The sequence below is a fragment of the Streptomyces sp. A1136 genome (assembly GCF_004795055.1).
Lineage (GTDB): Bacteria > Actinomycetota > Actinomycetes > Streptomycetales > Streptomycetaceae > Streptomyces.
Genome location: NZ_SSBJ01000012.1, coordinates 1 through 17,512 on the forward strand (window position 1 = coordinate 1; position 17,512 = coordinate 17,512).

Consider the following 17,512-nt stretch of genomic DNA (forward strand, 5'->3'; position numbering starts at 1 on the left):
CATAGTGTTTCGGTGGTCATAGCGTTAGGGAAACGCCCGGTTACATTCCGAACCCGGAAGCTAAGCCTTTCAGCGCCGATGGTACTGCAGGGGGGACCCTGTGGGAGAGTAGGACGCCGCCGAACAATCATTGTGGGAAAGCCCCGCACCAGCCCCTTACCGGGTTCGGTGCGGGGCTTTTCCGCGTTCCGGACCCTTTTCCTCCGCCCTCCGCCCGCTGGAATATGTCGTGCGCCGAGGGAGCGTGAGTGGTTGGATGCGCTCTTATGACGCGACATGTAATACGACCGGTTCGGCGCGACGAGTGGGAGAAGGCGAAGGAGCTGCGGCTCACCGCGCTTCGGGACCCGGCTGCGGCCGTCGCTTTCCTGGAGACGGAGGAGCAGGCGGAGGCCCAGCCGGACCAGTTCTGGCAGGGCCGTACCGAGCGGGCTGCCGAGGGGCGGGGAGCTCGGCAGTTCATCGCCGAAGCGGCTGAGGGGCAGTGGGACGGTTCGGTGACGCTGCTCGTCGAAGGGGCCGGCGTGCCGGACTACTTCGGAGAGATGGTCGAGCAGGAGCAGGGGCACCTGGTGGGTGTGTTCGTCCGTGCGGAGCAGCGGGGGACCGGACTGACCGAGGCGCTGTTCGAGGCCGCGCTTGAGTGGGCCTGGTCGCTGGAGGGGCCCGAGCTGGAGCGCGTACGTCTCTTCGTGCACGAGGAGAACGCCCGGGCCGAGGCGTTCTACCGGCGGTTCGGCTTCCGGGAGAGCGGCGTGACCGTGCCGATGCCGGGGGACGCCGGCGGCGCGAAGGAGCGCGAGTACGTCTTTCCGAGGCCCGGGCGGGGTTAGTCGCGCTGCAGGGGTCCGGCGGGGGTGAACTCGGCGGCCTGCGGCCAGCGCGCCCGGGCCTGCTCGCGGCTCCGGCACAGGGCGAGGATGGGGAGCGTCTCGTCCTGGAGGAGTTCGGGGAGCTGCGGGACGGGGGCGACCGCGGCGATGTCTTCCAGGACGAGTGTGAGTGGTGGGTCGAGCCGACCGCGGGATGACCTGGCGGCCATGCGACGGCCGTGCTCGACCACGCTTGCGACGAGTGCGGTCAGCAGGGGCATCGCACCCGGGTGGGTACGGGGGTCTTCCAGGGGTTCGCCCACCACGTAGAGGGTTCCCCCCTCGGTGACGAACGATGCCAAGGTCAGCGAATCCGTTCGATTGGGATTGCACGCCTCGCGGATGTGGATCGAGGTGAGGCAGGACAGGGCCCGCGCCGTCAGGTGCTGGGCCTGCTCACGTCGTTGGGGGTGGGCGGTCAGGGCGCTTTCGAGTTCGCCGGCGGAGCCCGCGGCGGCCTGGGGATGCGTGCGCAGGATGCGGACCGGGTCTTGGGCGTCGGTGCCTTGGGCCCAGCGGTGGAGCTGCTTGAAGGGGCGGTCGTCGAGGGCGGCGGCGTGGAGCCAGCTGCGGAGGAGGGTCTCGGCGGTGTCGGCGACGGCGGCGTCCATGCGGGCCTGGGGGCGTACGGGGGCCAGCAAGGCGACCGCTCGGGCGGCGGCGGTGCCGCGGTCCGCGCAACCCTCGGTGGGGTTCCAGTGCATACGGGCCGGGGTGTCGCACAGGTGGGAGGGGTCGTAGAGGAGGACCGGGCCGAGTTTGGCGCGGGCGTCCTTGGTCGTGGACCAGAGGGTGGCGGAGGAGGTGACGACGAGGGCCGCGCCTTCCGCGGCGGCGAGGAAGGTCGCTGCCGCGTGGTGGCGGGTTGAGGGCGGGGCGTAGGAGATGCGGGGGGCCGGGGTGGCGAGGGGGAGGGGGACTGCTGTGGGGGCCGTCGTGGTCGTGGGGGTCGGGGCGTAGCCGAAGCCGTAGCGGTAGGCCTCGTCGGTCGGGGTGGGTGTGGGCGTCGGGGCGGGGGCCGGTGCGGCGCTTTTGTCGGGGGTGATGTCACCGGCCTCCCATGCCCCGAACGCCGGCGGGGACGGGTGGGCCGGCGGGGATGGGTGGGCCGGGTGTGCCGGAAGGGGCTCGAACGCCGGGGACGGGGGAAGCCGGCGTCGGGCTTTGGTGCGCGTCACGACGCCCATGGTGAAGACGGTGACGACCACGAGGATCAACAGCTGGCTGATGAAGAGGCCCCAGAAGAGGCCCCAACCGGACAGGGCCGAGGGGTCGGTGTCGGGCCAGGCCGCGGCGATGTCGTGGGGTTCCGTTATCAGGGCGCGGACGGCCCCCGGGGTACGGGTGAAAGTGACCGTGGCCGGCCAGGCGCCCTTCGCGAAGAGGGCTGCCAGGCCGGTGGCCGACCAGATCAGGACGGCGAGGCCGAGGAGGAAGGCCAGGAGGCCGACCAGGACTCCGTCCGGGATGCCGCCGGTGCGCGCGGGTGGGTCCGTACGTCGGGGGTCGGGCATGGCTACGCCACCGTGGTCGCCGAGCCGGGGCCGCCGTTGCGGTGGCGTTCCATGCGCAGGGCGCGCTGTTCCGCTTCGAGTTCGGCGGCCAGGAGGTCGTCGGGCAGTTGTGGTGCGGAGGATTCCGTCATGGCGCGGTCGGTGTAGACGAGGGGGCGTTCGGCTTCGGTGATCAGGTGTTTGACGACCTGTACGTTGCCGTTGACGTCCCAGACGGCGATGCCCGGGGTGAGGGTCGGGATGATTTCCACGGCCCAGCGGGGCAGGCCGAGGACGCGGCCGGTGGCGCGTGCCTCGTCGGCCTTCTGGGCGTAGATGGTGCGGGTGGAGGCCATCTTCAAGATGGCCGCGGCTTCTCGGGCGGCCGCTCCGTCGACGACGTCCGAGAGGTGGTGGACGACGGCGACGAAGGACAGGCCGAGGCGACGGCCGAACTTCAAGAGACGCTGGAACAGTTGTGCGACAAAGGGGCTGTTGATGATGTGCCAGGCCTCTTCGACGAGGAAGATGCGCTTCTTTCGGTCGGGGCGGATCCAGGTGTGTTCCAGCCAGACGCCGACGATCGCCATGAGGATCGGCATCGCGATGGAGTTGCGGTCGATGTGGGACAGGTCGAAGACGATGAGCGGGGCGTCGAGGTCGATGCCGACGGTGGTGGGGCCGTCGAACATGCCGCGCAGGTCGCCGTCGACGAGGCGGTCGAGGACGAGGGCGACGTCGAGGCCCCAGGCCCGGACATCGTCTATGTCGACGTTCATCGCCTCGGCGGACTCGGGTTTGGGGTGGCGCAGCTGTTCCACGATGTCGGTGAGGACGGGTTGGCGGTCGCGGGCCGTTGCGACGACGTAGGCGTGCGCGACCTTGAGGGCGAAGCCGGAGCGTTCGTCCAGGCCGTGTCCCATGGCGACTTCGATGATGGTGCGGAGCAGCGCGAGCTGCCCGGTGGTGGTGATCGCCGGGTCGAGGGGGTTCAGGCGGATTCCGTCGTCGTTGGCGGCGATGGGATCCAGGCGGATGGGGGTTATCCCCAGCTGTTGGGCGATGAGGTTCCACTCGCCGACGCCGTCTTCGCCCTGGGCGTCGAGGACGACGACCTGGCGGTCGCGGAAGCGGAGCTGGCGTAGGACGTAGGTCTTCTCCAGGGCCGACTTGCCGTTGCCGGATTCGCCGAGGACCAGCCAGTGTGGGGCGGGGAGCTGTTGCCCGTAGAGCTGGAAGGGGTCGTAGATGTAGCCCTTGCCGCTGTAGACCTCGCGGCCGATGATGACGCCGGAGTCGCCGAGTCCGGGGGCGGCGGTGGGCAGGTAGACGGCCTGCGCCTGGCCGGTGGAGGTGCGGACGGGCAGGCGGGTGGTCTCGACCTTGCCGAAGAGGAAGCTGGTGAAGGCGTCCGTCAGAGCGGACATGGGATCTCGCATGGGCGGCACTTCCTTCCGGCTAGCGTCGGATGCCGGTGGCGAACGGCAGGGTGTTGACGAAGGCGCGGTGGTGCTCGCGGTCGCACCATTCGAGCTTCAGGTAGGACTTTCCGGCCGAGGCGCGGATGGTGCGCTTGTCGCGGGCGAGGGCCTCGGGTGATCGCGAGGACACCGTGATGTACCCGACGAGGTTGACTCCCGCCGCACCGCTGGCCAGATCTTCACCCCTCTGGTCGAGCCGGCCGTGGGCGGCGATGTCGCGGGGGTCGACGGTGCGGTTCATCTTGGCGGCGCGGCTGGCGTCGGCCTCGTCGTTGGTCTTCTCCGTGAGCATGCGCTCGATGGCCACTTCGGTGGGCTCCAGGTCCATGGTGACGGCGACGGTCCGGATGACGTCGGGGGTGTGGACGAGGAGGGGGGCGAGGAAGTTGACGCCGACCGGGGTCATGGGCCATTCCTTCACCCAGGCGGTGGCGTGGCACCAGGGGGCGCGGGTGGAGGACTCGCGGGTCTTGGCCTGGAGGTAGGTGGGTTCGACGGCGTCGAGTTCGGCGGGCCAGGCGTTGCGCTTGGTCATGGCCTGGATGTGGTCGATGGGGTGGTCCGGGTCGTACATGGAGTGCACGAGGGAGGAGAGGCGGCCCTGGCCGAGGGGCTGGCGGACGCGGATGTCGGCTTCGGCGAGGCGGGCGCAGATGTCGGTGAGTTCGCGGGCCATGACGATGGCGAGGCCGGCGTCGCGGTCGAGTTTGCGTCCCTTGTGGGGGGTGGAGGCGCGGGCGATGGTGTGGGCCTCGGCGGCGAGTTCGCGCGTGTAGTGCATGCAGGCGACGAGGTAGGCGCGGTGTTGCTCGGAGGAGGTGGAGACCATCGACTGGAGCTGGTCGTAGGAGTCGCGCAGCCAGACGGGGGCCTTCGTGTCTCCGCGCTGGGCGACGTCCTTGGCGTGGGCGTCGGGGTCGGCGGGGAGGGTGCGGGCGAGCATCTGGAGGCGGGTGACGAAGCCGTCGCCGTTGGCGACGTGCTTGAGGAGGGTGCCGAAGCGGTCGACGAGGGCTTCTTGGTCCTCGCTGTCGCGCAGTCCTACGCCGGGTCCTTCGATCTCGATGGCGGCGGTGACGGTGCGGCGGTCGGCGTGCAGGAGGACGGCGATCTCGTCGGGGCCGAACGGGGCGGCGAGCCAGTTGATACGGCCGATGCCGGGGGGCGGCCCGACTTCGACTTCGCGGCCGTCGGCGGCGCGGACGCCTGCCTCCATGGCGCCGGAGCGGTAGGCGGCGCCGCGGCGCAGGGTGCGTTTGTAGCTGCGGTTGATCTCGAACCACTTGTAGAAGGTGCGGCCCTTGTAGGGGACGTACACGGCGGCGAGCGCGAGCAGGGGGAAGCCGGCGAGGCTCACGATGCGCAGGGCGAGGTCGGGGACGAGCAGTCCGCTCATCATGCCGAAGAACGCGCCGACGATGATCAGGGCGATCTCGCCGGTTTCGCGGTTCTTGCCGACGATCGCGTTCGGCCGGGCCCGGCCGATGAGATACGTGCGGCGGGGCGCGACCGGGTGGAGCTGGTGGGACTGGGTCGTCACCGCCCGTCACCTCCTGTGTTCCTCGTACTCGATCCAGTGCGGGGCGCGGGTGCGGCGGAGGGGACGGTTCCGCCGCCGGAGGTGGGGCGGCTGCTGTGGGCGGCCACGCCTCCGGAGATGGGGTTGGCGGGGCGGGGGGCGCCGCCGCCTTCGCCGCCGCCAGTGCGGTGGGCGCCGCGGCTGCTGTGTGTCTTGATGCCCTGGGAGACGAGGGAGGCCGGGGAACTGATGACGGCGGCCGCCTGGGCGCCGTCGGTGGCCTTGCTGCGGTTGGAGCGGGCGGAGGCGATCTCGTCACCGAAGCCGGGGACGAAGCGGTAGATCATGGCGGAGGCGAAGATCGCCAGGAGGATGATCGCGAGGCCGGAGACGACGGCGGAGAAGGCGTCGGGACCCTTGTCGCCGGCGAGGGCGCCGGCGAGGCCGAGGACGATGACGATGACCGGCTTCACGAGGATGACGGCGATCATGATGCCGGCCCAACGGCGTACGTGGCCCCACATGTTGCGGTCGACGAGGCCGGCGTAGACGACGGTGCCGAGGAGGGCGCCGACGTAGAGGAGTGCGGCGCGGATGACGAGCTCCAGCCACAGGACGCCGGCGGCGAGGACGGTGACGAGGGCGACGACGATCAGCATGATGGGGCCGCCGCCGATGTTGTCGCCCTTCTTGAGGGCTTCGGCGAAGGAGCCGAAGAAGACGTCGCCCTGGCTGCCGGTGGCGGTGGCGATGACTTGGGTGACCGCGTCGGTGGCGGAGACGACGGTGTAGAGGATGAGGGGGGTGAAGGCGGAGGCGAGGACGGTGAGCCAGAGGAAGCCGATGGCCTCGGACATGGCGGTGGTGAGGGGGACGCCGCGGATGGCGCGCTTGGCGACGGCGAGGAGCCACAGGACGAGGGTGAGGATGGTGCTGGCCGCGAAGACGACCGCGTACTGCTGGAGGAAGGCGGGGTTGGTGAAGTCGACGGTGGCCGTGCCCTTGATGGCTTCGCCGAGCTTGCCGATGATCCAGGCGGCGGCGTCGGCGCAGCCCTTGGCGAGGGAGGCGAGGGGGTTGATGGCGTCGGGGGTGTTGGTGGTCAGGCCGGTGTTGGGGCTGCCGCTGGGGCTGCCGCCGACGCTGCGCTCACAGGATTCCTTGAGCGGGCCGATGACCCCTTCGCACTTGCCGCTTTGGGGGGCCGACGCGCTGGGCGTGGGGGTGGGCGTCGGGGTGGGTGCGGCGTAGGCCCGGGCGGTCAGCAGGACCAGCGTGGTCTGTACGGCGGCCAGTGTTCCGGCCATGCGGAAGGGTCGGCTACGGCGGCTACCGGGCATAGGTGAACCCTCCGAACTCCTTGACGGCCTTGCTGATGTCGTCGGACGTGGAGGCGGGGACGTCGCCGGGCACGGGGGCGGGGCCGTCCTGCTGGGTGTCGGCGGTGACCTTCCAGTCCTCGCCGGCCCAGGACAGCTCGAACGTCCAGGTCTTCCAGGTGGTGCGTACGGGGTCGGTCGACTTGGGTCCCGACATGCCGAGCAAGCCCGTGTACCAGACGGCTACCTTGGCGTTGGTAGGGCTGTAGTTCTCGACGCGGGTCCCGATCGGGACGGCGCGGGTGACGAAGGTGCTGCCCTGTGGGGGGTTGCCGTCGGCGTCGAGGCCGAGGCTCGCGAGGAAGGCCGGGGAGTAGGCGGAGTCCTGTGTGCCCTTGCGGGCGGCCGCCGCCGCGGGGGTGTAGAGCGCGTCCATGATCGTGTGGCGCAGCTCCCGCTTGAGCATCCCGTCGGAGCCGAGGGCCACCGCGTAGTTGGCGGCGGCGGACTGGGCGCCCTGTTCGTCGTGGGCGAAGCCCTTGGGGAGGGTGCCCGGGGTGGTGGTCACCGGGTGGGTGCCCGTGGGGGCGGTGGGGGTGGTGGCCGGGGCTTTGTCGGAGGAGGGGGGTGTCGTGGGGTCCCCCGACTGGTTCGCGAACGCGATGGCGGCGATGAGGAGGACCACGACGCCGACCACCGTGATGAGGCCGCGGGAGGCGCGGGGGGCGCGGCGGGGGGTGCCGTAGGGGTCGGTGGGGGTGTCGGGGAGGCGGGTGCGGGTCTGGCCCGTGCCGCCGACCTCGCCGTAGCCGCCGCCACCGTACTGGTCGTCGTTGCTCATTGCGTGTCCGCCCCCTCCGCGTCGTACGACGGTAGCGCTCGTGGCCGGGTGGCCGCGGTGTGTTGATTCGCCATCAGGTACGACGGCCGGCGGGCGGCATGGTTAGACGGCCATTCCGTAGACGATCGTGAAGAGGGTGCCCAGGGAACCGATGATGAAGACGCCCGTCAGTCCGGCCACGATCAGGCCCTTGCCCTGTTCCGCGCTGAACGTGTCGCGCAGGGCGGTCGCGCCGATGCGCTGTTTGGCGGCGCCCCAGATGGCGATGCCGAGGCAGAGGAGGATCGCGACGGCCATGACCACCTCGACCATGACCTTCGCTTCGTTGCCGAGACTGCCGAACGGCCCCCAGTTCGGGGCGATTCCGCCGATGATGGTGGTGATGTCGCCCTTTTCGGCTGCCAGGATCATGTAACTCACCGCCCCAGTATGGGTAGTTCCGGTAGTCCCTGCCCGACGGCAGGGGTTACGCACTATCTTCCCTGATGAAACCGCCCTCGTCGTCGACTTGACGGCTCTCTTTACCCGATCTCCCGGCCCGACCCCGCCTCGTCGCCCTGACCTGGGCGGAGGCGGTGTGTATACGGAAGAACGTATGGTCACTCTGTGTATCACGGTGGGTGACGCCGGGCAATGATTGCCGTTCCGCCGTGCGGCGGGCCGATCGAGCGGCGGCCGTTCGGCGCAGTGGGGTGGGGACCGAGTGGCGGCGCGGAGGGGGAGGGGTCGACTCGGACCCGGTCGACTCAGGCCCAGTGGGAGGGGCGGGTCAGGGAAGCGGGGATGCGGGTGGCGGGGGAGCCGTGGGCGGCGTTGAGCTGGGGCTGGGTGAGGAAGAGGGCATCGCGCAGGTCGGCGCCGCGGAGGTCGGCGTCGCGGAAGTCCGCGCCGATCAGGTCGGCCGTGCGGAGGTCGGCGCCGGAGAGGTCGGCGGCGATCAGGTAGGCGCCGCGCAGGTTGGCTCCGCGTAGGTCGGCGCCGGCGAGGCGGGCGCCCATCAGGTCGGCGCCGCGGTGGTTCTTCCTCTTGCGGCCGGGGGCCGTCGCGCGGACCAGTTCGCTCGTCTTGAGGAGGAGGGTGTTGATCTCCTGGCGCAGGGAGCCGACGTCGAAGGGGGCCAGGGTGTCGGCGTCCGCCCGGGTCGCCTCGGTGGTCGTGGCGAGCGCCGCGCGCAGGTCCTCGTGGATCGGGGCCGCCGCCGGGCGGGCGAGGGCCTCGGTGAGGTAGTGGAGCAGCTCGTGCAGTTGCCGCATCACCGGGAAGACCTCGAACATCTGCCGCGCGGTCCCGGGGTGGGTGCGCCAGTCCCGGCCGCCGAAGGTGACCTGGGAGACCTGCTGGCCCGCGCCGAAGCAGTCGAAGACCGTGCACCCCTGGAAGCCCTTGTCGCGCAAGCCGGTGTGGATGCCGCAGCGGAAGTCCCGCTTGAGGTTCGCGCAGGGGGTCCCGGCGGCCTTGTCGACGGCGAAGTCGGCGGACTTGGCGAAGGGGAGGGCTACGCAGCACAGCGCGAAGCAGTTGGCGCAGTCGGCGTGCAGAGCGGGGGCGGGGTTGGTCGACACCCGTCCATTGTCGCTTGTCGCGGACGCCGGCGGCGCTGGCCCACGCTCGTGCGGGGAAGGGGTGGTGCCCGGGGTTACCACTGGGTAGCGTGCCGGGCATGGGTGCTGACGGGTTCTTCGAGCGGATCGACACGGGGCGTTTCCGGGCCACCGACCACACGCGCGGGCCGTGGGACGAGCACTCCCAGCACGCGGGTCCGCCGGCCGCGCTGCTCGGGCGGGCCGTCGAGGAGCGGGCCGGCGCACGCGCGGACATGCGGATCGCGCGCATCACGTACGAGATCCTGCGGCCGGTGCCGATCGGCGAGCTGGAGATCACCACCAGTGTGCTGCGCGCGGGCCGCGGTACCGAGGTCGTGGAGGCCGCTCTCGCCCCGGCGGGGGCCGCGCCCGTGATGCTCGCGCGGGCGCTGCGCATCCGGGTCGAGCCGGAAACGGTGCCGGCGGTGGCGCCGGGGCCGGAGCTGCCCGCGCCGGGCGAGGTGGCGCAGACGCCCTTCGAGCTGCCGTGGGAGACCGGCTATCACACGGCCATGGAGACCCGGTTCGCGGCCGGGGCGTTCGCCGAGCCGGGCCCGGGCACCTGCTGGATGCGCATGAGGGTGCCGCTGATCGTCGGCGAGGACACCCGCCCGCTGGACCGGGTGCTGATCGCCGCGGACTCGGGCAACGGCATCAGCGCGGTGCTGGACTTCGGCCGGTACGTGTTCGTCAACGGCGACCTCACCGTCCACTTGCACCGCCACCCGGTGGGCGAGTGGACGTGTGTGGAGGCCCGTACGAGCGTGGACGCGGCCGGGATCGGCCTCGCCGACGCACGACTGCACGACGAGAAGGGGCCCATCGGGCGGGGCGCGCAGAGCCTGTTCGTCGCGCCGAGGTAGGGGTGTCCGGGTAGGCGTGGGCGCACGTTGGGCGCTCGGTGGGGGTGCGGGATGCCGTGCCCCGTTCCGGGCGCGGGAGGCCGTGCGCCGGGTTTCGGACGATTTCGCCGGGCGCTTGGCCGAGAGGAAGCGTACGGCTTTTCCGTCTCCCGACGACCCCGGAGACTGGAGGGTGGTGTTCTCCGTCGTCGGGGACGGTCCGCACCGGCACGGGGGTGTCGCCTGTTCCGGCTTCCGGGTGGGTTAGTCGGGTTGTCGGCGCGGGAGACGGGAATGACCCGTCGGAATGAGGCTGGGTGGGGGAGGGTTGACGGGTGCGCAGATTCTGGATGGCAGGCGGGATCGGAATCGGAGTGGCCCTGAGCTTCCTCGTGCTGCTCGTCGTGGGGACGTACTCCGCGGCGGCGGGCCTGGTGGGCGCGGGTGCGGGCGGCAGGGCGTTGGGGCTCGCGAAGGGCGCCGTACCGGCGAAGTACCAGTCGCTGGTGCAGAAATGGGGCACCTTGTGTCCCGCGATCAGCCCGGCCCTGTTGGCCGCCCAGTTGTACTCGGAGAGCGGCTGGAACCCCAACGCCGTCAGTCCGGCGGACGCGCGGGGGATCGCGCAGTTCATCCCGGGGACCTGGGCCGGGCACGGGGTGGACGGCGACGGTGACGGTGACCGCGACATCTGGGACCCCAATGATGCGATCCCGTCGGCGGCTTCGTACGACTGCGAGCTCGCCAAGGACGTGGCGGGGGTGGGCGGCGACGCGACCGGGAACATGCTGGCGGCGTACAACGCGGGCTCGTACGCGGTCATCAAGTACGGCGGGGTGCCGCCGTACAAGGAAACGCAGGGGTACGTAAAGACGATTACCACCCTGGCGAAGAGCTTCGAGCGGCCCCTCGGTCGGGTCTCGCCCTCGCAACAGGCCGCCGGGGCGCTGTACTTCGCGCAGAAGCAGTTGGGGACCCCGTACCTGTGGGGTGGCAACGGAACGCCCGACCAGGACGGCCGGTTCGACTGCTCGGGGTTGACCAAGGCGGCGTACGAGTCGGTGGGTGTCGAGCTGCCGCGCGTCGCGAACGACCAGTACAACGCCGGGCCGCATCCCTCGCGAGAGGAACTGCTCCCCGGTGATCTGGTCTTCTTCTCCGACGATCTGACGAATTCTCGGGACATCCGGCACGTCGGCATCTACGTGGGCGGCGGCTACATGATCAACGCTCCCTACACGGGTGCGGTGATTCGTTTCGACAAGATCGACACGCCCGACTACTTCGGTGCGACCAGGGTCACGAAGGACGGCGCGGAGGCGCTTCCGGAGCGTACGGCGGCCACGGCGCAAGCCTCGTGACGGAGCGTTAAGCATGGGCCCTGAGCTGCGACGATCAGTCACTCTTGGATAACGTTGGAGTGATCATCCCGTGGAGAGTGGAACGTACGTGCCACGACGGGCGTTCCATGGGCACAGGAGCTGATCGGCGGGGGTTGACGGAGCGTGCGCCGGGTGCGTCCGCACGGACCTAGGCAAGGGCAAGGGACCGCATCACCATGGCTGGACTCACGACCGGTGGGCCGAATGTGGATGTAAGCCTGCTGTACGAGATCAACGGCCTGGCCCGGCGAGCGCCGGACTGGATCGACCGCGCGGTCAGCGTCATCGGCGACTACGGGGTTCCGCTGGCGCTGGTCCTGCTCGTGCTGTGGTGCTGGCGCGGGGTGCGGCGGCAGGAGGAGGCGAGCGCGGCCGAGTCGTTCGCCGCGCTGGTGTGGGCGCCGCTGGCGGCCGGGATCGCCCTCCTGGTGAACGTGCCGCTGCGGGGGTTGGTGGGGCGACCGCGGCCGTACCTCCAGCACGAGGGGCTGGAAGTGGTGGGCGGCCGGTCGGGGCACGGGTTCGACGGGTCGGCGTTCTCGTTCGTCAGCGATCACGCGACGCTGGCGATGGCGCTGGGTGTGGGGATCTTCATCGCGAACCGGCGGCTCGGGCTGGTCGGGGTCGGGCTGGCACTGCTGGAAGGGCTGTGCCGGGTGTACATGGGCGTGCACTACCCGACGGACGTGGTGGGCGGGCTGGCGCTGGGTACAGCGGTGGTGTTGGTGCCGGCGCCGCTGGCGATGGCGGTGTTGGGGCCGGTGGTGCGGGTGTTGCGGGGGCGGGGGCGGGGGGCCGTGGTGGCGCGGCCGGTGTTGGGGGCCGGGGTTGAGGCGGGGGCCGGGGAGAAGGACCTCGCGGCGTAGGCCCTGGCCGGGCGGTTCTCGGGGGTGCGGGGGGCGGTGGTGCGGTCGTCGTGGGTCGGGGGCGTTGTGCGGGGTGGGCCCGGCTGCGCCGGGCTTTTCGGGGCTCCGCCCCGCGCCCCGCGCCTCAAACGCCGGTGGGGCTGGAACGGCCGGGCGGGTTGATCCGGCAGAGCGGGGTTGGTCCGGCGGGCCATGCTTTGCCCCGCGCCCGGGGCCTCAAGCGCCGGCGGGGCTGGACTGGCTCCGCCCCCGGCTCTGTGCTCGAAGGCCGCCGGGCCGGCGTTGGTCGTGTGGGTTGGGGTGGGATCAGTCGTCGTTCGGGTCGTCGCGGCGGTAGCGGGAGCGGAGCCAGAGGCCCGTCGCCACCGCCGCGGCCGTCGTGAGGCCGATGGCCAAGGCCACGTCGGCCGGGCCGTCGGCGGAGCCCACCGGGCGGGCCCAGGCCGCGGCCGGGGTGAGGGCGACGAGCGACACGGCCCAGACGAGCGCCGCGAATCGGGGTCCCCGTCGAGGTCGTGGCATGAGTCAAGGCCACCCGGTGGCGGTCGGACCGGCCAGCCGGGGCCGTCCGAACGGGCGACGCGACCGGCTACCCCGCCGAGTGCCGAGTGGCGTCCCTGCGGGCCAGGTCTCTGGAGCGGCGGGCCGGACCGGTCCAGCCGCAGCTGCAGACGGCCAGGCAGAACGCCCCGCGTTCGGCGGTGCGCGTGCTGTGTGCGGGCTCACCCGGGTCCCGGGGCAGCGGCACAGCGGTAAGCGGAGGAAGCACGCTCGCTTCGGTGTGCGTATCCACGCCACCACGGTACCCGGAGCGGCCCCGCCCCGGAACCGCCGCCGCCCGTGACGGGAAACCCCCGACCTCGTTAAACGGAACGGGTGGGGCCTCGGGCAAACAGCGGGCACGCGTTGGGGGTTGGCAGGCGATGGTGGTGCACCAGCACAGGCGGCGACGAGGGCGTGCGGGTGGGGCGGTGCTTGCCGTCGGCGTCGCGGTGACCGTGGCCCTGACGAGCGGCTGCGCCGGTCCGGCGAGCGGCGACGACCGGCCCCCGCAGGACCCGGCCGCGGTGGTCCGCGGCGCCGCCGACGCGCTCGCCGGCGCGGGCAGCGCGCAGACCCGTACGGCGATGGAGATGGCCACCGGCGGAACCCGGGTCACCATCCGCGGCGAGGGCGGGGTCGACTTCAAGAGCCGGATGGGCCAGCTCCTGGTGATGCTCCCGGCCGATGTGACCGGCAAGGCGGAGCACAGACCCATCACCGAGCTCCTCGTCCCCGGCGCGCTCTACATGAAGAACCGCGGGGCGGGCGTCCCCGCCGACAAGTGGGTCCGTGTGGACACGACGACCCTGGCGGACGGGAACCTGGTCACGGGCGGCGCCACCGACCCGGTGGCCGCCGCCGAGCTGCTGCGGGGCGCGCAGCAGGTCACGTACGTCGGCGAGACCGACCTGGCGGGTACCAAGGTGCGGCACTACCAGGGCACCACCGACATCGGGCGGGCGGCGCGCAGTGCCTCGCCGGGGGTCAGGGGAGCGCTGGAGGCGGCGGCGAAAGGGTTCAGCAAGGACACGGTCCCCTTCGACGCGTACCTGGACATGGAGGGGCGGCTGCGCAAGGTCCGGCACCGCTTCAGCTACGTCAACAATGGCGTGATCGATGTGTCGTCGACCACGCTGCTGTACGGCTTCGGGACTCCGGTGACCGTCACATTGCCACCAAGCGGGGACATTTACGCCGGGAAGATCGTCGAATAGTCGGGCTTCGCCGCGGGGGCCCCGCGATCGGGCCATGGGCCGGTATCCGGAAATGGTCCATCCGTGTCATGCGCACCGCGAGGGGTGCTCCCTACGCTGGAAGCCGGGCGGCAAGAGACCGGCAGAGAGAGGTGACACGCGTGACTCCCGTGTGCGGTTCGACGGTGCAGGACCACGTCGCGCTCGCCGAGATCGAGTTGTGCGGTGAACTGATCATCGCGGCCTCGGCGGCGGCCGAGGACCGGCTGAGCCAGGACCGCATCGACGAAGTGCTGATGGGCATCGCGCCCTGAGTCACGGCAGTGGTCGTGGGACGGCCGCGGCGGCGGTCGGCCGCCGGGCACGTGGCTGGGTGTCTCGGCCGGGCGTCCCGGGTGGTGTCCCGGGTGGGTGCTCGTCCGTGGGGTGCCCGTGGGTGATCAGGTACGGAGCAGTCGGGCGATCGCCTTCGTCGCTTCCTCGACCTTGGCGTCGATCTCGGTCCCGCCCTTGACGGCGGCGTCCGCGACGCAGTGCCGCAGGTGCTCCTCCAGCAGTTGGAGCGCGAAGGACTGGAGCGCCTTCGTGCTCGCCGAGACCTGGGTGAGTATGTCGATGCAGTAGACGTCCTCGTCGACCAGGCGCTGGAGACCGCGGATCTGGCCCTCGATCCGGCGCAGCCGCTTGAGGTGCTCGTCCTTCTGGTGGTGGTAGCCGTGGACGGGCGCCGCGGCGGTCCCGCCGACTCCGGGCCCTTCCGCCTCGATGGTCGTCATGCGTCCTCCCGTGGTCCGGACGAGGGATGTATACCTGGGATGTATACCCCTCATGGGTATAGGGTACTGGGCCGCGCCCGAGCAGGCGGGGGTCCGTGCTCCCCACTGTGCCTGATGGAGGACACTGGGGAACCGCCGGTTAGCCGTGACCGGGGGATGCGCCTAGCATCAGCCTGACCGAATCCAATGCACCCCGAGGACCCCACGTGCGATTTCGTCTGACCCCCAGGGAGACGAGCTTCTACGACATGTTCGCCGCATCCGCGGACAACATCGTCACGGGCTCGAAACTCCTGATGGAACTGCTCGGAGCGGACACCGCCGCCCGGGCCGAGATCGCGGAGCGGATGCGGGCTGCGGAGCACGCGGGGGACGACGCCACCCACGCGATCTTCCACCAGCTGAACTCCTCCTTCATCACGCCGTTCGACCGCGAGGACATCTACAGTCTGGCGTCCTGCCTCGACGACATCATGGACTTCATGGAAGAGGCGGTCGACCTGGTCGTCCTCTACAACGTGGAGGAGCTGCCCAAGGGCGTCGAGCAGCAGATCGAGGTGCTGGCGCGGGCGGCCGAGCTGACCGCCGAGGCCATGCCGCACCTGCGGACCATGACCAACCTGACCGAGTACTGGATCGAGGTCAACCGCCTCGAGAACCAGGCCGACCAGATCCACCGCAAGCTGCTCGCCCAGCTCTTCAACGGCAAGTACGACGCCATCGAGGTGCTGAAGCTCAAGCAGATCGTCGACGTGCTGGAAGAGGCCGCCGACGCGTTCGAGCACGTCGCGAACACGGTGGAGACCATCGCGGTCAAGGAGTCCTGAACCTCGTGGACACCTTCGCGCTGATCGTGACCATCGGTGTCGCGCTCGGCTTCACGTACACCAACGGCTTCCACGACTCGGCGAACGCGATCGCGACCTCGGTCTCGACGCGGGCGCTGACTCCGCGTGCCGCTCTCGCGATGGCCGCCGTGATGAACCTGGCCGGTGCCTTCCTGGGCAGCGGCGTTGCCAAGACGGTGAGCAAGGGGCTCATCGAGACGCCGCAGGGCAACCGGGGCATGTGGATCCTGTTCTCCGCGCTGGTCGGGGCGATCATCTGGAACCTGGTCACCTGGTACTTCGGTCTGCCGTCGTCCTCCTCCCACGCCCTCTTCGGCGGGATGGTCGGGGCGGCGCTGGCGGGCGGGATCGGCGTCATCTGGAGCGGGGTGCTGGACAAGGTCGTCATCCCGATGTTCCTGTCACCGGTGGTCGGCCTCATCGTGGGTTACCTGGTGATGGTCGCGATCATGTGGATGTTCCGCCGCTCCAACCCGCACAAGGCCAAGCGCGGTTTCCGGATCGCGCAGACCGTCTCGGCCGCCGCCATGGCCCTCGGGCACGGTCTCCAGGACGCGCAGAAGACCATGGGCATCGTGGTCATGGCGCTGGTCATCGCCGATGTGCAGTCGGCCGGCGCCCCGATCCCGGTGTGGGTCAAGTTCGCGTGCGCCGTGATGCTGTCGCTCGGTACGTACGCGGGCGGCTGGCGCATCATGCGTACGCTCGGCCGCAAGATCATCGAGTTGGACCCGCCGCAGGGCTTCGCCGCCGAGACCACGGGCGCGTCGATCATGTACACGGCCTCGTACCTGTACCAGGCGCCCATCTCCACCACGCACGTGATCACCTCGGCGATCATGGGTGTGGGCGCGACCAAGCGGGTCAACGCGGTCCGCTGGGGCGTCGCCAAGAACATCATCCTCGGCTGGTTCATCACCATGCCGGCGGCGGCCATGGTCGCCGCGCTGTGCTTCTGGATCGTGGACCTGGCCTTCGTCGGCTGACGCCGGGTCCGTAGGCGGTCGTACGAAACGACCGTGCGAGCTACGGCAGCAAGACGGTACGAAAGCGGGCCGGCTCCCCCCACCCAGGGGGAGCCGGCCCTTCGCCTTGCGGTGGCACCGCCATGCAGCACCGCAGGACGCCAGTACATCCGCGGGGGTCGGGGTTTAGCCGAAGCGGCCCGAGATGTAGTCCTCGGTGGCCTGGACGGACGGGTTGGAGAAGATCCGGTCCGTGTCGTCGATCTCGACGAGCTTGCCGGGCTGGCCGACCGCGGCGAGGTTGAAGAAGGCGGTGCGGTCGGAGACGCGGGCCGCCTGCTGCATGTTGTGCGTCACGATGACGATCGTGAAGCGCTCCTTGAGCTCGCCGATCAGGTCCTCGATGGCGAGGGTGGAGATCGGGTCGAGCGCGGAGCACGGCTCGTCCATCAGCAGGACCTGGGGCTCGACCGCGATGGCGCGGGCGATGCACAGGCGCTGCTGCTGGCCGCCGGAGAGGCCGGAGCCGGGCTTGTTCAGGCGGTCCTTGACCTCGTTCCAGAGGTTGGCGCCCTGGAGGGACCGCTCCACGATGCCCGACAGCTCGGACTTCTTGTAGCTGCCGTTCAGGCGCAGGCCCGCAGCCACGTTGTCGAAGATCGACATGGTGGGGAAGGGGTTCGGGCGCTGGAACACCATGCCGACGGTGCGGCGGACCGCGACCGGGTCGACGCCGGGGCCGTACAGGTTCTCGTCGTCCAGCAGGACCTTGCCCTCGACGCGGCCGCCGGGGGTGACCTCGTGCATGCGGTTGAGGGTGCGCAGGAAGGTGGACTTGCCGCAGCCGGACGGGCCGATGAAGGCGGTCACGGAGCGCGGCTCCACGGTCATCGAGATGTCGTCGATGGCCTTGTGGTTGCCGTAGAAGGCGGAGAGGCCGCTGACGTCGATTCGCTTGGCCATGAGGGGGTCACTTCTCTTTCATGCGG

Annotated in this window: 18 protein-coding genes and 1 rRNA gene; 9 read left to right on the forward strand and 10 right to left on the reverse strand. The window is 70.7% G+C overall.

Annotation, left to right across the window (positions count from 1 at the left end):
• The first annotated feature begins 8 nt into the window (after window positions 1-8).
• Together rrf and E6R62_RS13700 are read left to right on the forward strand one after the other, a co-directional pair.
• A 5S ribosomal RNA gene (gene rrf / locus E6R62_RS13695) occupies window positions 9-125 on the forward strand.
• A 141-nt stretch (window positions 126-266) separates the two neighbouring features.
• Entirely contained in the window at window positions 267-833 is a 567-nt protein-coding gene (locus E6R62_RS13700) for a GNAT family N-acetyltransferase (protein WP_136213675.1), read from the forward strand.
• Here the strand turns inward: E6R62_RS13700 and E6R62_RS13705 are convergent.
• From E6R62_RS13705 to E6R62_RS13735, 7 genes are all read right to left on the reverse strand, one after another.
• Window positions 830-2,386: a type VI secretion protein gene (locus E6R62_RS13705; RefSeq protein ID WP_136213676.1), complete on the reverse strand. Its 1,557-nt coding sequence runs from the start codon at window positions 2,384-2,386 to the stop codon at window positions 830-832. The two genes, E6R62_RS13700 and E6R62_RS13705, sit on opposite strands and share 4 nt — an antisense overlap.
• A gap of 2 nt (window positions 2,387-2,388) precedes the next feature.
• The gene (locus E6R62_RS13710; protein ID WP_136213677.1) at window positions 2,389-3,804 is read right to left on the reverse strand and encodes an ATP-binding protein; all 1,416 of its coding nucleotides are present in this window, start codon (window positions 3,802-3,804) and stop codon (window positions 2,389-2,391) included.
• A gap of 19 nt (window positions 3,805-3,823) precedes the next feature.
• Window positions 3,824-5,386, reverse strand: a complete 1,563-nt coding sequence (locus E6R62_RS13715) for an SCO6880 family protein (RefSeq protein WP_136213678.1) — start codon at window positions 5,384-5,386, stop codon at window positions 3,824-3,826.
• Complete coding sequence (locus E6R62_RS13720; RefSeq protein ID WP_136213679.1) at window positions 5,383-6,705, reverse strand: hypothetical protein; 1,323 nt, start codon at window positions 6,703-6,705, stop codon at window positions 5,383-5,385. The genes E6R62_RS13715 and E6R62_RS13720 overlap by 4 nt, the downstream gene beginning before the upstream one ends.
• Window positions 6,695-7,525, reverse strand: a complete 831-nt coding sequence (locus E6R62_RS13725; RefSeq protein WP_136213680.1) for a hypothetical protein — start codon at window positions 7,523-7,525, stop codon at window positions 6,695-6,697. The genes E6R62_RS13720 and E6R62_RS13725 overlap by 11 nt, the downstream gene beginning before the upstream one ends.
• A gap of 102 nt (window positions 7,526-7,627) precedes the next feature.
• Entirely contained in the window at window positions 7,628-7,936 is a 309-nt protein-coding gene (locus tag E6R62_RS13730) for a hypothetical protein (RefSeq protein WP_136213834.1), read from the reverse strand.
• A gap of 335 nt (window positions 7,937-8,271) precedes the next feature.
• Entirely contained in the window at window positions 8,272-9,087 is an 816-nt protein-coding gene (locus E6R62_RS13735) for a pentapeptide repeat-containing protein (RefSeq protein ID WP_136213681.1), read from the reverse strand.
• Between the two features lie 98 nt (window positions 9,088-9,185).
• Here E6R62_RS13735 and E6R62_RS13740 point away from each other — a divergent pair, with 98 nt between their 5' ends.
• The 3 genes from E6R62_RS13740 (at window position 9,186) to E6R62_RS13750 (ending at window position 12,198) form a co-directional block, all read left to right on the forward strand.
• The gene (locus tag E6R62_RS13740) at window positions 9,186-9,971 is read left to right on the forward strand and encodes a thioesterase family protein (protein WP_136213682.1); all 786 of its coding nucleotides are present in this window, start codon (window positions 9,186-9,188) and stop codon (window positions 9,969-9,971) included.
• A gap of 329 nt (window positions 9,972-10,300) precedes the next feature.
• Window positions 10,301-11,311, forward strand: a complete 1,011-nt coding sequence (locus E6R62_RS13745; protein ID WP_136213835.1) for a bifunctional lytic transglycosylase/C40 family peptidase — start codon at window positions 10,301-10,303, stop codon at window positions 11,309-11,311.
• 197 nt (window positions 11,312-11,508) lie between these two features.
• On the forward strand, window positions 11,509-12,198 hold the full coding sequence (locus E6R62_RS13750) for a phosphatase PAP2 family protein (RefSeq protein ID WP_136213683.1): 690 nt from the start codon (window positions 11,509-11,511) through the stop codon (window positions 12,196-12,198).
• A 306-nt stretch (window positions 12,199-12,504) separates the two neighbouring features.
• Here the strand turns inward: E6R62_RS13750 and E6R62_RS13755 are convergent, their stop codons facing one another.
• On the reverse strand, window positions 12,505-12,720 hold the full coding sequence (locus tag E6R62_RS13755; protein WP_136213684.1) for a hypothetical protein: 216 nt from the start codon (window positions 12,718-12,720) through the stop codon (window positions 12,505-12,507).
• Between the two features lie 401 nt (window positions 12,721-13,121).
• Here E6R62_RS13755 and E6R62_RS13765 point away from each other — a divergent pair, with 401 nt between their 5' ends.
• Both E6R62_RS13765 and E6R62_RS39500 read left to right on the forward strand, forming a co-directional pair.
• Window positions 13,122-13,955 carry a hypothetical protein gene (locus E6R62_RS13765; RefSeq protein WP_136213686.1) on the forward strand — a complete coding sequence of 278 codons (834 nt, stop codon included), beginning with the start codon at window positions 13,122-13,124 and terminating at the stop codon, window positions 13,953-13,955.
• Window positions 13,956-14,095: 140 nt separating this feature from the next.
• Window positions 14,096-14,248: a hypothetical protein gene (locus tag E6R62_RS39500; protein ID WP_168714045.1), complete on the forward strand. Its 153-nt coding sequence runs from the start codon at window positions 14,096-14,098 to the stop codon at window positions 14,246-14,248.
• Window positions 14,249-14,374: 126 nt separating this feature from the next.
• Here E6R62_RS39500 and E6R62_RS13770 read toward each other — a convergent pair whose 3' ends face one another.
• Window positions 14,375-14,710: a metal-sensitive transcriptional regulator gene (locus tag E6R62_RS13770; RefSeq protein ID WP_136213687.1), complete on the reverse strand. Its 336-nt coding sequence runs from the start codon at window positions 14,708-14,710 to the stop codon at window positions 14,375-14,377.
• Window positions 14,711-14,916: 206 nt separating this feature from the next.
• On the opposite strand from E6R62_RS13770, the gene E6R62_RS13775 reads away from it, so the two are divergent.
• Both E6R62_RS13775 and E6R62_RS13780 read left to right on the forward strand, forming a co-directional pair.
• On the forward strand, window positions 14,917-15,537 hold the full coding sequence (locus E6R62_RS13775) for a DUF47 domain-containing protein (RefSeq protein WP_136213688.1): 621 nt from the start codon (window positions 14,917-14,919) through the stop codon (window positions 15,535-15,537).
• A 5-nt stretch (window positions 15,538-15,542) separates the two neighbouring features.
• A complete protein-coding gene (locus E6R62_RS13780) occupies window positions 15,543-16,544 on the forward strand; it encodes an inorganic phosphate transporter (RefSeq protein WP_136213689.1) in 1,002 nt (333 codons plus the stop codon).
• Between the two features lie 165 nt (window positions 16,545-16,709).
• On the opposite strand, the gene pstB is transcribed toward E6R62_RS13780, so the two are convergent.
• Window positions 16,710-17,486, reverse strand: coding sequence for a phosphate ABC transporter ATP-binding protein PstB (pstB, locus tag E6R62_RS13785; RefSeq protein WP_136213690.1), 777 nt, complete (start codon window positions 17,484-17,486; stop codon window positions 16,710-16,712).
• Between the last annotated feature and the right edge of the window lie 26 nt (window positions 17,487-17,512).